The organism is Scandinavium sp. (assembly GCF_032012665.1).
GTDB lineage: Bacteria > Pseudomonadota > Gammaproteobacteria > Enterobacterales > Enterobacteriaceae > Scandinavium.
Genome location: NZ_DALZVG010000003.1, coordinates 89,047 through 104,023, shown reverse-complemented (window position 1 = coordinate 104,023; position 14,977 = coordinate 89,047). Strand labels below are relative to the sequence as shown.

Here is a 14,977-nt window from a genome sequence, read left to right as displayed (position 1 = left end):
GGTTATCATTTTTTAATGCACTATTAAAAAATATGCCGATGACAAAGTGAGCCGTTATGACTGACAAACAAATTGCGTTTTCGGTGCTCGATCTGGCACCGATCCCCCAGGGTTCTTCCGCAAAAGAAGCCTTTTCTCATTCGCTCGATCTCGCCCGCCTCGCCGAGAAGGGCAGCTATCATCGCTACTGGTTAGCCGAACACCACAACATGACCGGGATCGCCAGCGCCGCCACCTCCGTGCTGATTGGCTATCTGGCCGCCAATACCACGACGCTGCATCTGGGCTCGGGCGGCGTAATGCTGCCTAACCACTCCCCGCTGGTGATTGCTGAGCAGTTCGGTACGCTGAACACGCTCTATCCTGGCCGTATCGATTTGGGCTTAGGCCGCGCGCCGGGCAGCGATCAGCCGACCATGCGCGCACTGCGTCGCCATATGGGCGGCGATATTGATAACTTCCCACGCGATGTGGCGGAACTGGTTGACTGGTTTGATGCCCGTGACCCGCACCCGCAGGTGCGCCCGGTGCCGGGCTATGGTGAAAAAATTCCGGTATGGCTGTTGGGCTCGAGCCTGTACAGCGCCCAGCTTGCCGCTCAGCTCGGTCTGCCGTTTGCCTTCGCCTCTCACTTCGCGCCGGACATGCTGTTCCAGGCGCTGCATCTCTACCGCACGCAGTTCAAACCCTCTGAGCGCCTGGCAAAACCTTATGCGATGGTGTGCATCAATATCATCGCCGCCGACAGCAACCGCGACGCGGAATTCCTTTTTACTTCCATGCAGCAGGCGTTTACGAATTTACGTCGCGGTGAAACCTCGCAGCTGCCGCCGCCGATTCAGAATATGGATCAGTTCTGGTCGCCCTCTGAAAAATACGGCGTCGATAACGCGCTCGGTATGTCGCTGGTGGGTGATAAAGCGAAGATTCGCCACGGGCTTGAGTCAGTGTTGCGTGAAACGCAGGCGGACGAAATCATGGTTAACGGGCAGATCTTCGATCATCAGGCGCGCTTGCATTCATTCGATCTGGCGATGCAGGTGAAAGAAGAATTAGTGGGGTAATTTTTTGCCGGATGGCGGCTACGCCTTATCCGGCCTGTTGGATGCTGTAGGCCCGGTAAGCGTAGCGCCACCGGGCATTTTGGTTACTGATAAACCGGCAACAGGTTAAAGCTCGACAGGAAATGCACTACCGCATTGCCGATACCAAAGACCAGGATCAGCGCAATCATCGGTTTGCCGCCCCAGACGCGGAACTGCGGGCTGCCAAAGCGCTTGCGGGATTTACGTGCCAGCAGTGCCGGAACGATTGCCGCCCAGATGGTTGCCGCGAGGCCTGCATAACCAATCGCGTACAGGAACCCATTTGGCCACAGCAGGCCGCCAGCGATTGGCGGCGCGAAGGTCAGTAACGCCGTCTTAAAACGTCCCAATCCCGAATCATCAAACTTGAACAGATCGGCCAGGTAGTCGAACAGGCCAAGCGTCACGCCAAGGAAAGAGCTGGCCACCGCAAAGTTAGAGAACACAACCAGCAGCAGATCCAGGCTGCGGCTGTTCAGAACACCGCTCAGCGCCTGTACCAGCACGTCAATGTTGCCGCCCTTCTGGGCGATGCCGATAAATTCAGGACGAGGGATATTCCCCATCGTACCCAGCAGCCAGACAACGTACAGACCGAGCGCCAGTAGCGTACCGTAGACCAGGCACTTCACGATGGTCTGCGGGTCTTTGCCGTAATACTTCATCAGGCTCGGCACGTTGCCGTGGTAGCCGAAGGATGCCAGGCAGAACGGCAGCGTCATCAGCAGATAAGGCAGATACGAGGTGTTCTGCTGCGCGACGTTGAACAGCGTGGGTGCTTCAACGTGGCCGAGCAGGCTGCCAAACGTCAGGAAGAAAGTGATCACTTTCGCCCCCAGCACAATCGCCGTCATGCGGCTGACCGCTTTAGTACTGAGCCACACAACAAAGGCCACCAGCAGGGCAAAACCAAAACCGGCAAGGCGCGGCGGAACATTCAGCGACATTTCACTGAACGTGTGGTGCAGGATCGAGCCGCTCGCCGAGATATAGGCATAGGTCAGGATATAGAGCACAAAGGCGATCGACAGGCCGTTAATCAGGTTCCAGCGCTTGCCCAGCAGATCTTTGGTGATAGTGTCAAAGCTCGAACCTGTGCGGTAGTTAAGGTTAGCCTCAAGGATCATCAGCCCGGAGTGCAGCATACAAAACCAGGTAAATACCAGCGCCGCCAGCGACCAGAAGAACCACGCCCCGGACATGACCACCGGCAGCGAGAACATGCCTGCCCCGATAATGGTGCCGCCGATGATCACCACTCCGCCAATCAATGATGGCCGGGTGGCTGTGGTAGTGAGTGTCGCCATGTTACTGCTCTCCTGAAAAATCGTGCTGCCTGTTTACGCGAAGCACTGTACCAGTACACGAGTACAATTGGAATAAAAAAAGCCCCGATAACTATAACCGGGGCTGTATCGTTTACTTTACGTCAGCAAACGTAGTTTTTTATCGGGCAATTACGCTTCAGTCGGACGACGACGTACTGGCGCATCATCACGACGTGGTGCACGACCACCTTCGCGACGCTCACCGCTGAAACGGCCTGCGCCACCTTCACGGCGTTCACCGCTGAAGCGACGACCTTCACCGCGACCGCCTTCACGACGCTCACCGCCAAAGCCACGACCACCGTTACCGCCACGACGCTCACCGCCGCTGTGAGGCTGTGCATCACCCAGCAGCTGCATGTTCATCGGCTTGTTCAGGATGCGGGTACGCGTGAAGTGCTGCAGTACTTCGCCCGGCATGCCTTTCGGCAGTTCGATCGTAGAGTGGGTGCCGAACAGCTTGATGTTGCCGATATAACGGCTGCTGATGTCACCTTCGTTCGCGATAGCACCAACGATGTGACGTACTTCAACACCGTCATCACGACCCACTTCAATGCGATACAGCTGCATATCGCCCACGTCACGACGTTCGCGACGCGGACGATCTTCACCGTTACGATCGCCACGCGGACCACGATCGTTACGGTCGTTACGGTCTCCACGACGTTCGAAACGATCGTCACGATCGCGGAATTCACGCTTAGGACGCATCGGCGCATCTGGTGGAACGATCAGGGTACGTTCGCCCTGGGCCATTTTCAGCAATGCTGCGGCCAGAGTTTCCATATCCAGTTCGCCTTCAGACCCTTCCGGCTGCATTTTGGTCAGCAGGTTACGGTACTGATCCAGATCGCTGCTTTCCAGCTGCTGCTGTACTTTGGCCGCGAATTTTTCCAGACGACGTTTGCCCAGCAGTTCTGCGTTTGGCAGTTCGACTTCAGGAATGGTCAGCTTCATCAGACGTTCGATGTTGCGCAGCAGACGACGCTCGCGGTTCTCAACGAACAGCAGCGCACGGCCAGCACGACCCGCACGACCGGTACGACCGATACGGTGAACGTAAGACTCGGTATCCATAGGGATATCGTAGTTAACCACCAGGCTGATACGCTCAACGTCCAGGCCACGAGCCGCAACGTCGGTCGCGATCAGGATGTCCAGACGACCGTCTTTCAGGCGATCCAGAGTCTGCTCACGCAGGGACTGGTTCATGTCACCGTTCAGCGCGGCGCTGTTGTAACCGCTGCGCTCCAGCGCTTCAGCCACTTCCAGGGTCGCATTTTTGGTACGAACGAAGATAATCGCCGCGTCAAAATCTTCTGCTTCCAGGAAACGCACCAGCGCTTCGTTCTTACGCATGCCCCAGACGGTCCAGTAGCTCTGGCTGATGTCAGGGCGGGTCGTTACGCTGGATTGAATGCGAACTTCCTGCGGCTCTTTCATGAAGCGACGGGTAATGCGACGGATAGCTTCCGGCATCGTTGCGGAGAACAGCGCGGTCTGATGACCTTCCGGGATCTCCGCCATAATGGTTTCTACGTCTTCGATGAAGCCCATGCGCAGCATTTCGTCAGCTTCATCCAGAACCAGACCGCTCAGCTTAGAGAGGTCCAGAGTGCCGCGTTTCAGGTGATCCAGCAGACGACCCGGCGTACCGACGACGATCTGTGGGCCCTGACGCAGAGCGCGTAACTGCACGTCATAACGCTGGCCACCGTAAAGGGCAACCACGTTTACGCCGCGCATGTGTTTGGAGAAATCCGTCATCGCTTCAGCAACCTGTACCGCCAGTTCGCGGGTCGGTGCCAGCACCAGAATCTGTGGTGCTTTCAGCTCAGGATCAAGATTGTTGAGCAGCGGAAGAGAGAACGCTGCAGTTTTCCCGCTGCCGGTCTGGGCCATACCCAGAACGTCGCGGCCACCCAGCAGGTGAGGAATACACTCAGCCTGGATTGGAGATGGTTTTTCGTAACCCAGATCGGTAAGGGCTTCAAGGATAGGAGCCTTCAGGCCCAGATCTGCAAAAGTGGTTTCGAATTCAGCCATGTAGTACGTGTGCCTCAAAATCAATGGCGGCCAGTCTACATAACTCATCGTGAAAACTTAGGGTCATTTTCATTGAAAAGTGTGAACCGGCTCAAATTAGGTGGATTAACGAACAATAAAGCCCTCACCCGTGAAGGTGATGGCAATCAAAAAAGATTATGGGCTGATTTGTTCGTCAGCTATTGCTGGTCCGATTCTGCCAGGTCATCTTGCTCCTGGCCCAAGAGCGCTAATTCCAACAATGCGTATCGGTGCTCAACGAAGTTATGAACGTTGTTAGCAACCGCCAGTTTGAACAGTGCCGCAGCGCTGTCCTTGTCCCCCAGACTTAGGTAGTACTTACCTAAATAGAAGTTTGTTTCACTGAGATGCTCAGCGAGCGAGGTGTTATCCGTTGCGTCTGCCTTCAGTCTGTCCATCAGCGTTGCTTCGCTAATGTTACCGAGGTAGAACTCGACAATGTTCCATCCCCATTGCTCTTTGTCCGATTTTTCGAAGCGCTGCTTAAGCGCTACAACAGCCTGCTTCTCATCGAGCTTCTGCTCAACGATGTAAAGCCACAGACTACGGAAAGGATCATTGGGATCGTCTTGATAAAACGCCAGCAGATCATCTTGCGCTAACTTATCACGACCACCGTAATACAATGCGATGCCGCGATTTAAGTATGCGTAATTGTAAGTTGGATCAAGCTCAAGTACAGAATCAAACGCTTCATAGGCAGCATCAAAATTGCCTGCCTGCGTTAAATAAATGCCTAAGTAATTGAATACTTCAGGCATATCGGGTCTGATAGCCAGCGCTTGCGAAAAATCGTTACGCGCCAGTGCCCTCAAACCGAGACTATCATACAACACTCCGCGCTCATATAAAAGCTGTGCGCGTTCATCATCGGTTAAAGCCCGACTGGCAAGAATCTGTTCCATACGGGCCAGAATCACTTCCTGCTGTAAAGTCGGTTGCAATGGTACCGCCAGAACTTCACTCTTACGCCAGGCAGAGTTGCTGCATCCTGCCAGCGTGAGTGCTGTCGCAACGAAACACCAGCGCAAAAAAGGCTTCATTTCCCACTCCCGAAGACAACAATTGGATGAACGTCCTGTTCCCCGGCTGCTAACAAGCGTCCTGCCCGGGATACGCCCTCCGCAACGGCGGAGGGCTAACGGCAACCTTACTCGCCCTGTTCCGCTGCCGGTGCTTCCGGCGCGGCCGCAGGCTGAGTCTGCTCGGTCGCTTCTTTAATGCTCAGACGTACGCGGCCCTGACGATCAACTTCCAGAACTTTCACCGGTACTTCCTGGCCCATCTGCAGATAGTCAGTCACTTTCTCTACGCGCTTATCGGCGATCTGAGAGATATGAACCAGACCTTCTTTACCGCCACCGATCGCCACGAATGCACCGAAGTCGACGATGCGAGTCACTTTACCGTTGTAGATACGACCCACTTCGATTTCAGCAGTGATCTCTTCAATACGGCGAATGGCGTAGGCCGCTTTGTCACCGTCGGTCGCTGCGATTTTAACGGTACCGTCATCTTCGATTTCGATGGTGGTGCCAGTTTCTTCCGTCAGCGCACGGATCACAGAACCGCCTTTACCGATAACATCTTTGATCTTATCTGGGCTGATCTTAATCGTGTGGATACGCGGTGCGAACTCAGAGATATCGCCACGCGGTGCGTTGATTGCCTGTTCCATCACGCCCAGGATATGCAGACGCGCACCTTTAGCCTGATTCAGAGCAACCTGCATGATCTCCTTGGTGATACCTTCAATTTTGATATCCATCTGCAGCGCAGAGATACCGTCGCGGGAGCCCGCTACTTTGAAGTCCATATCGCCCAGGTGATCTTCATCACCGAGGATGTCAGACAGCACAACGAAGTTGTCGCCTTCTTTCACCAGACCCATTGCGATACCTGCAACGGCAGATTTCACCGGCACGCCTGCGTCCATCAGTGCCAGAGAAGCACCGCATACGGAAGCCATGGAGGAAGAACCATTGGATTCGGTAATTTCAGAAACCACACGTACGGTGTACGGGAATTCTTCGGTGGTTGGCATGACTGCCAGCACGCCGCGCTTCGCCAGACGACCGTGACCAATTTCACGACGCTTCGGAGAACCGACCATGCCGGTTTCGCCTACGGAGTACGGAGGGAAGTTGTAGTGGAACAGGAAGCTGTCAGTACGCTCGCCCATCAGTTCGTCGATGTTCTGTGCGTCACGCGCCGTACCCAGAGTTGCCGTTACCAGCGCCTGAGTTTCGCCACGGGTGAACAGCGCGGAACCGTGAGTACGCGGCAGTACGCCAGTGCGCACGTCCAGACCACGGATCATGTCTTTTTCACGGCCATCGATACGCGGTTCGCCAGCCAGTACGCGGCTACGAACGGCATTTTTCTCGATGTCGTGCAGGATGTCGCTCAACTCGTTTGCGTCCAGCGATTCGTCTTCTGCAACCAGAGTCGCGATGACTTCAGATTTGATAGCATCAACCTGGGCATAACGCTCCTGCTTGTCGGTGATGCGGTAAGCATCGCTCAGACGTGCTTTAGCCAGTTCAGAAACGCGTGCATTCAGCGCTTCGTTAACGGCTTCTGGCTGCCAGTCCCAACGTGGTTTACCGGCTTCTTTCACCAGGTCGTTGATGTTCTGAATAACAACCTGCTGCTGCTCGTGACCGAACACCACAGCGCCCAGCATCTGATCTTCGCTCAGCAGCTCTGCTTCGGATTCAACCATCAGCACAGCGGCTTCAGTACCGGCAACAACCAGATCCAGTTTGCTGGTTTTCAGCTCTTCCTGGGTTGGGTTCAGCACGTACTGGTCGTTGATGTAACCAACGCGAGCGGCACCAATTGGGCCGTTGAATGGAATACCGGACAGCGACAGCGCAGCGGATGCACCGATCATTGCCACGATATCCGGGTTAACCTGTGGGTTTACGGAAACAACGGTCGCGATAACCTGAACTTCGTTAACGAAGCCTTCCGGGAACAGCGGGCGAACCGGGCGGTCAATCAGACGCGCGATCAGGGTTTCGCCTTCGCTTGGACGGCCTTCACGACGGAAGAAACCACCCGGGATTTTACCGGCAGCGTAGGTACGCTCCTGGTAGTTAACGGTCAGAGGGAAGAAGTCCTGGCCTGGTTTCGCTTTTTTCTGACCAACAACGGTCACGAAGACCGCAGTGTCATCCATGCTAACCATAACGGCAGCCGTCGCCTGACGTGCCATCATGCCGGTTTCCAGAGTGACCGTGTGCTGGCCATACTGGAATTTACGAACGATCGGATTCAGCAAAATTTTTATCCTTTCAAAATGGTGAGCGCGCATTAGCGAATGCACCGCTCAGAGAACCGATCCTCTTGCATCCTCGCGACTAATGACAGCCTTAACGACTGGTAAGGCTGTCATTAGTCGCGCGAAACTCTGCAATGAAGATCATTTATCGCATCAATACAAACAATACATGAGTTTCAGCCTGATTGCTGCCATCTGGTTGAAAAAAGGGGCCATAAAGGCCCCTCTTTCTGAAACTCGCCAGAATTAGCGACGCAGACCCAGACGCTCGATCAGCGCAGTGTAGCGTGCTACATCTTTACGTTTCAGGTAGTCGAGCAGTTTACGACGCTGAGAAACCATACGCAGCAGACCACGACGGCTGTGGTGATCTTTTTTGTGCTCAGAGAAGTGACCCTGCAGGTGGTTGATCTGAGCGGTCAGCAGTGCAACCTGAACTTCGGTAGAACCGCTGTCGTTAGAACCACGACCAAACTCGGAAACGATTTTTGCTTTAGCTTCAACGCTTAGAGACATTTTAAACTCCAGAATAAAATAGGAAAAAGGGTGCCGATCTCTAATTCAGCGACCCCAGGATTAACGCACTGACGCAGGCTGGCCTTTGTTCAGGCGTTAAGCGGCAATATTCTACCCGCAGCGACCTGTTATCGCAAGGCAGGCGATTATTCCGAATACTCAACCACCAGACGACGCGGGGCAACGCGGCCTTCGTCATCAATTTCACCCATACCGATAAACTTGCCGTCATCGCCTTCCGTCACGCGAACCAGACCACTCACCTGCACGTTCGCCGAACGCACCGGATTGCCGTTTTTAAAGTAAACGGAGGAGGTCAGCGGCAGATTGACGACCGGGAAGTCGGCTGCCGGGCTGTCCATGGGCATCAGCAAAGGATCCAACAGCTGTGCTGCAGGAATATCCTGAGATTCCGCCTGTGCGACCAGCGCCTGCAAATGCTCCAGCGTCACCATCCGCTCGACCGGATAGCGGCTGACGGCCAGACGACGCAGCATGATCACATGCGCACCGCAGCCAAGCTTTTCACCGAGATCGTCGATAATCGTCCGGATGTAAGTCCCTTTTGAGCAGTGGATCTCCAGCTCCAGTTCATCACCTTCGTGGCGAAGGAACAGCAGCTCATACACCGTAATTGGACGAGCTTCGCGAGGCACAGCAATGCCCTGACGGGCATATTCGTAGAGCTTTTTACCCTGATATTTCAGCGCCGAATACATCGATGGCACCTGCATGGTATCGCCGCGGAAGCTTTCCAGCGCGCTCGCCAGATCGGTAGCGCTGAACGTCAGCGGACGCTCTTCCACCACCTGCCCATCGGCATCCGACGTATCGGTACGCTGTCCAAGCTTCGCAATCACGCGATAGCGCTTATCGGAGTCCAGCAGGTACTGGGAAAACTTGGTGGCTTCGCCAAGACAGACCGGCAGCATACCGGTCGCCAGCGGATCCAGCGCGCCGGTGTGCCCGGCGCGGTTAGCGTTATAGAGACGCTTCACCTTTTGCAGCACATCGTTGCTGGACGCCCCCTGCGGTTTATCCAGCAGAAGCACGCCATGAATGTCGCGGCCACGACGACGAGGACGACTCATCAGTCCTCCTTGTTGTCGTCCGGGTTCACACGACGCTCATCGTCATGACGCACCACGTTAGTCACCAGGTTAGACATGCGCATCCCTTCTACCAGCGAGTTATCGTAGAAGAAGGTCAACTCAGGCACGATGCGCAGACGCATTGCTTTACCGAGCAGGCTACGGATGAAGCCTGATGCGTCCTGCAGCGCGCGGATGCCCGCTTTCACCGCAGCTTCATCTTTATCGTTCAGGAAGGTCACGAACACTTTGGCATATGCCAGATCGCGGGAGACTTCCACACCGGAAACGGTCGTCATCAGGCCCAGACGAGGATCTTTGATTTCGCGCTGCAGGATGATAGCAATCTCTTTTTGCAGCTCCTGGGATACGCGCTGCGGGCGACCAAATTCTTTCGCCATAATAAATTCTCCAGACAAAAAAGGGGCTATCAGCCCCTTTTGAAATTCATGCCGGGTGGCGCCTCGCTTACCCGGCCTACAATCTGAACTAATCTGCGGTAGATTAATCGATGCTGCGCTGGATCTCGATGATCTCGAACACTTCGATCATATCGCCGACGCGAACGTCGTTGTAGTTCTTCACGCCGATACCACATTCCATGCCGTTACGGACTTCGTTGGCATCATCTTTGAAGCGGCGCAGAGATTCCAGCTCGCCTTCATAGATAACCACGTTGTCGCGCAGGACGCGGATTGGGTTGTGACGTTTGACCACACCTTCGGTAACCATACAGCCTGCGATAGCACCAAATTTCGGCGATTTGAACACGTCACGCACTTCAGCCAGACCGATGATCTGCTGTTTCAGCTCTGGTGACAGCATGCCGCTCATTGCTGCTTTCACTTCGTCGATCAGGTTATAGATGACGGAGTAGTAACGCAGATCCAGGCTTTCGGCGTCGATTACGCGGCGCGCAGAGGCATCTGCACGGACGTTGAAGCCAACCAGAATCGCGTTGGATGCCGCAGCAAGCGTCGCGTCGGTTTCGGTGATACCACCTACGCCAGAACCGATGATCTTCACTTTCACTTCGTCAGTAGAAAGCTTCAGCAGAGAATCGGAGATCGCTTCGACAGAGCCCTGTACGTCGGCTTTCAGCACAACGTTCACTTCGTGAACTTCGCCTTCGGTCATGTTGGCAAACATGTTTTCCAGCTTGGACTTCTGCTGACGCGCCAGTTTAACTTCACGGAATTTGCCCTGACGATACAGCGCAACTTCACGCGCTTTCTTCTCGTCACGAACAACCGTTACTTCGTCACCGGCAGCCGGAACGCCTGACAGACCGAGGATTTCCACCGGAATAGACGGACCTGCTTCCAGTACTTCCTGACCCAGTTCGTTACGCATCGCACGAACGCGACCGTACTCGAAGCCACACAGCACGATGTCGCCTTTGTGCAGGGTACCTTCACGAACCAGCACGGTAGCAACCGGACCACGACCTTTATCCAGGAAGGATTCGATTACGGCACCGCTTGCCATGCCGTTGCGAACGGCTTTTAGCTCCAGAACTTCAGCCTGCAGCAGGATAGCGTCGAGCAGATCGTCAATACCGGTACCTGCTTTCGCAGACACGTGGACGAACTGGCTCTCGCCGCCCCACTCTTCCGGCATGATGCCGTACTGGGACAGTTCCTGCTTCACGCGGTCTGGATCGGCTTCCAGCTTATCGATTTTGTTCACCGCAACGACAACAGGCACGTTCGCCGCTTTCGCGTGCTGAATAGCTTCGATAGTTTGTGGCATCACGCCATCGTCAGCAGCAACAACCAGGATGACGATATCCGTCGCCTGAGCACCACGAGCACGCATGGAGGTAAACGCGGCGTGGCCCGGAGTATCGAGGAAGGTGATCATCCCTTTAGCATGCTCAACGTGATAAGCACCGATATGCTGGGTAATGCCGCCTGCTTCGCCAGAGGCCACTTTCGTTGAACGAATGTAGTCGAGGAGAGACGTTTTACCGTGGTCAACGTGACCCATAATGGTCACAACCGGTGCACGCGGTTCAGCCGCAGCGCCGGTATCACGGTCACTCATTACCGCTTCTTCCAGCTCGTTTTCACGACGCAGGATAACTTTGTGGCCCATCTCTTCGGCAACCAGCTGTGCGGTTTCCTGGTCGATGACCTGGTTGATGGTGGCCATTGCGCCCAGCTTCATCATCGCTTTGATGACCTGAGAACCTTTAACCGCCATCTTGTTAGCCAGATCGCCAACGGTGATGGTTTCGCCGATCACAACGTCACGGTTAACGGCCTGAGCTGGCTTCTGGAAGCCCTGCTGCAGAGTGGAACCTTTACGTTTGCCACCTTTACCGCCACGAAGGGAAGCGCGAGCTTCTTCGCGATCGGCTTTGGATTCAGCATGTTTGTTGGCTTTCTTCGCTGGACGCGCGGCTTTGGTGTTACGACCACGGCCACGACCAGCTTCACTTTCACGGTCGTTTTCATCTTCAGCCTGACGAGCATGCTGAGAGGTGGTGACGTGATAGTCGCTGGTGTCTTCAGTCGGCTCAGCGTTCGCATTGCCGTTCTTTTCGTTCTCTTCTGCCATGCGGCGTGCTTCTTCCGCAACGCGACGCGCATCTTCTTCAAGCTTGCGGCGCGCTTCTTCTTCCGCTTTACGCTTCAGCTCTGCGGCTTCGGCTTCACGGCGGGCTTTCTCAGCCTGGGCGGTTTTAGTCATATCGTCTGTATTGCTCACTTTGTCTTTTTCCGCAACGTCACGTTTCGCTTTATCAGCGGATTCACGTTTCGCCTGTTCTGCGGCCTCACGTTCAGCTTTTGCCTGTGCCTCACGTTTGGCTGCTTCTTCAGCCTCACGACGGGCCTGTTCTTCCGCTTCACGCTTCGCTTCTTCTTCCGCCAGACGGTCAGCTTCCTGCGGATCACGTTTTACAAAGGTACGCGTTTTACGGACTTCAATCTGCACCGATTTGCTTTTGCCACCCGTGCCCTGAACGCTCAGGGTACTGCGGGTTTTACGTTGCAGCGTCAGCTTGTCTGGCGCGGAGCCGTGTTCACGGTTCAGGTGCGCCAATAAGGTTTGTTTTTCTTGCGCGGTCACAGAATCATCAGCTTTCTTTGGGATACCTGCGTCAGCGAATTGCTGTACCAGGCGGTCCACGGAAGTCTGAATTTCTGCGGCCAGCGTTTTTACGGTTACATCTGTCATGCTGTTCCTTCCTGCTACAGTTTATTACGCTTCGTCGCCGAACCAGCAAATATTACGTGCGGCCATGATGAGCTCACCGGCTTTCTCGTCGGTTAACCCTTCAATGTCAGCCAGGTCATCAATGCCCTGATCGGCGAGATCTTCCAGCGTACAAACGCCGCGGGCAGCCAGCTTAAATGCCATTGCGCGATCCAGACCTTCAAGGTTCAGCAGATCGTCAGCCGGTTTGTTATCACCGAGGCTTTCTTCCTGTGCCAGCGCCAGCGTGGTCAGTGCGTTTTTCGCACGTTCACGAAGTGCTTCAACGGTCGGTTCGTCCAGGCCGTCAATTTCCAGCAGTTCTTTCATTGGCACGTAGGCCAGTTCTTCCAGGCTTGAGAAGCCTTCTTCGACCAGTACGGTCGCGAAATCTTCATCAATATCGAGATATTTGGTGAAGGTATCGATCGCCGCGTGAGCTTCTGCCTGATGCTTCGCCTGCAGATCGTCAACGGTCATGACGTTGAGATCCCAACCGCTCAGCTGAGAAGCCAGACGCACATTCTGGCCATTACGACCGATCGCCTGCGCCAGGTTGCCCGCTTCAACCGCGATGTCCATGGTGTGCTTATCTTCGTCAACGACGATAGACGCCACGTCAGCCGGAGCCATTGCGTTAATCACGAACTGCGCCGGGTTGTCGTCCCACAGCACGATATCGATACGCTCGCCGCCAAGCTCAGTAGAAACAGCCTGAACGCGCGCGCCACGCATACCGACGCAGGCACCGACCGGGTCGATACGCTTGTCGTTGGTTTTCACGGCGATTTTCGCACGTGAACCCGGATCGCGGGCTGCCGCTTTAATCTCGATAACTTCTTCACCGATTTCCGGCACTTCAATGCGGAACAGTTCAACCAGCATTTCTGGTTTAGAACGGGTCACGAACAGCTGTGCACCACGTGCTTCCGGGCGTACAGAGTACAGCACGCCACGAATACGGTCACCCGGACGGAAGTTTTCACGCGGCAGCATATCTTCACGCAGGATCACGGCTTCAGCATTGTTGCCCAGGTCCAGAGAGATGTTATCGCGGTTCACTTTCTTCACCACGCCGGTGATGATCTCACCTTCGTGTTCACGGAACTGGTCAACTACCATTGCACGTTCCGCTTCGCGGACTTTCTGCACGATAACCTGTTTCGCGGTTTGCGTAGTGATACGGTCGAAGGTCACAGATTCAATCTGGTCTTCAACATAGTCGCCGACGTTGAAGCTTTCATCTTCAAAACGCGCGGCTTCCAGGGTGATCTCTTTCGTCGGCTGAGTCACTTCCTCAACGATAACCCAACGGCGGAAGGTATCGAAATCACCGCTTTTGCGATCGATCTCAACGCGAACATCAATCTCTTGTTCGTATTTTTTCTTTGTTGCCGTTGCCAGCGCACTTTCCAGCGCTTCGAAAATCTTCTCGCGCGGCAGCGACTTTTCATTGGAAACGGCTTCAACAACAGCCAAAATTTCTTTGTTCATCGGGGCCTTTCACCTCAATCCAGACTGTTAAAAGTGGGGAACCAGGTTCGCCTTCTGGATGTTACTCAGCGCGAACACTTCATCTTTGCCTTCGACAGTAACAGTGATCATCTCACCGTCTACCGCTTTGATAATGCCCTGCCATTTGCGACGGTTCTGAACCGCCATACGCAGGACGACGGCGACCTCTTCACCGAGGAATCGCGTGTAATGTTCAGCGGTGAACATAGGACGGTCGAGCCCTGGTGAGGAAACTTCCAGGTTATAAGCGACGGTAATGGGGTCTTCGACATCCATGACGGCACTGACCTGGTGGCTCACATCAGCACAATCATCAACATTGATGCCATCTTCACTATCAATATAGATGCGCAGCGTAGATGTGCGACCACGAATAAATTCGATGCCGACCAGCTCGAAGCCCAGTGCCTCAACCGGCGCCGTAAGCATCTCTGTTAATTTCTGTTCTAATGTGGACAAGCCCACCCCCAAGACATAAAAAAAGGGCGTAAAGCCCAGTTATTCTTTAGTCAGATAACAAAAAACCCCGATAAATCGGGGCTTTAGATAACTGAACCCTATAACCGCAAGTGCGGTTTAGAAACCTTTCCATGAGAATTTTTTCAAATCCAGCGACGATTTCGAAGAGACTATTTGAAAAAACTCAAAGGGAAAGTGGTTGCGGGGGCCGGATTTGAACCGACGACCTTCGGGTTATGAGCCCGACGAGCTACCAGGCTGCTCCACCCCGCGCCTGAAACGTGGCATATTTTACTCATTCTGAGCAAAAAACGCAAATACTGCTGGGATTTGGTACCGAGGACGGGACGTAAAATCGGCCTGCAGTATATTGAAAACACATCGAGCGTGTCAACTCATTCAAATTGATAATTGAAGCAGCATAGA

12 protein-coding genes and 1 tRNA gene are annotated in these 14,977 nt (G+C 54.4%); 1 reads left to right on the top strand and 12 read right to left on the bottom strand.

Translation table 11 applies throughout. From position 1 onward, the window contains the following. Positions 1-56 precede the first annotated feature (56 nt). Positions 57-1,064 (top strand): luciferase-like monooxygenase, encoded by a 1,008-nt coding sequence (locus RTU33_RS03905; RefSeq protein ID WP_312625440.1) that lies wholly within the window; start codon positions 57-59, stop codon positions 1,062-1,064. A gap of 83 nt (positions 1,065-1,147) precedes the next feature. On the opposite strand, the gene mtr is transcribed toward RTU33_RS03905, so the two are convergent. The 12 genes from mtr to RTU33_RS03845 form a co-directional block, all read right to left on the bottom strand. Next, positions 1,148-2,392 carry a tryptophan permease gene (mtr, locus tag RTU33_RS03900; RefSeq protein WP_312625439.1) on the bottom strand — a complete coding sequence of 415 codons (1,245 nt, stop codon included), beginning with the start codon at positions 2,390-2,392 and terminating at the stop codon, positions 1,148-1,150. Positions 2,393-2,542: 150 nt separating this feature from the next. Further along, positions 2,543-4,462 carry a DEAD/DEAH family ATP-dependent RNA helicase gene (locus tag RTU33_RS03895; protein WP_312625437.1) on the bottom strand — a complete coding sequence of 640 codons (1,920 nt, stop codon included), beginning with the start codon at positions 4,460-4,462 and terminating at the stop codon, positions 2,543-2,545. Beyond that, positions 4,455-4,535 carry a protein YrbN gene (yrbN, locus tag RTU33_RS03890; RefSeq protein ID WP_312625690.1) on the bottom strand — a complete coding sequence of 27 codons (81 nt, stop codon included), beginning with the start codon at positions 4,533-4,535 and terminating at the stop codon, positions 4,455-4,457. Before yrbN ends, RTU33_RS03895 begins: the two co-directional genes overlap by 8 nt. 106 nt (positions 4,536-4,641) lie before the next feature. Further along, positions 4,642-5,526, bottom strand: coding sequence for a lipoprotein NlpI (nlpI, locus tag RTU33_RS03885; protein WP_312625435.1), 885 nt, complete (start codon positions 5,524-5,526; stop codon positions 4,642-4,644). 107 nt (positions 5,527-5,633) lie between these two features. After that, complete coding sequence (gene pnp, locus RTU33_RS03880; RefSeq protein WP_312625434.1) at positions 5,634-7,769, bottom strand: polyribonucleotide nucleotidyltransferase; 2,136 nt, start codon at positions 7,767-7,769, stop codon at positions 5,634-5,636. Between the two features lie 246 nt (positions 7,770-8,015). Further along, entirely contained in the window at positions 8,016-8,285 is a 270-nt protein-coding gene (gene rpsO / locus RTU33_RS03875; RefSeq protein WP_312625433.1) for a 30S ribosomal protein S15, read from the bottom strand. A gap of 146 nt (positions 8,286-8,431) precedes the next feature. After that, a complete protein-coding gene (gene truB, locus RTU33_RS03870; RefSeq protein WP_312625431.1) occupies positions 8,432-9,376 on the bottom strand; it encodes a tRNA pseudouridine(55) synthase TruB in 945 nt (314 codons plus the stop codon). After that, positions 9,376-9,777 carry a 30S ribosome-binding factor RbfA gene (gene rbfA, locus RTU33_RS03865; RefSeq protein ID WP_312625429.1) on the bottom strand — a complete coding sequence of 134 codons (402 nt, stop codon included), beginning with the start codon at positions 9,775-9,777 and terminating at the stop codon, positions 9,376-9,378. Before rbfA ends, truB begins: the two co-directional genes overlap by 1 nt. Positions 9,778-9,880: 103 nt before the next feature. Continuing rightward, entirely contained in the window at positions 9,881-12,559 is a 2,679-nt protein-coding gene (infB, locus tag RTU33_RS03860; protein WP_312625428.1) for a translation initiation factor IF-2, read from the bottom strand. A 24-nt stretch (positions 12,560-12,583) separates the two neighbouring features. Next, positions 12,584-14,071 carry a transcription termination factor NusA gene (nusA, locus tag RTU33_RS03855; RefSeq protein WP_312625426.1) on the bottom strand — a complete coding sequence of 496 codons (1,488 nt, stop codon included), beginning with the start codon at positions 14,069-14,071 and terminating at the stop codon, positions 12,584-12,586. Positions 14,072-14,098: 27 nt separating this feature from the next. Then, positions 14,099-14,551, bottom strand: a complete 453-nt coding sequence (gene rimP / locus RTU33_RS03850; protein WP_312625424.1) for a ribosome maturation factor RimP — start codon at positions 14,549-14,551, stop codon at positions 14,099-14,101. Positions 14,552-14,747: 196 nt separating this feature from the next. After that, positions 14,748-14,824 (bottom strand) — tRNA-Met (locus RTU33_RS03845). Positions 14,825-14,977 lie beyond the last annotated feature (153 nt).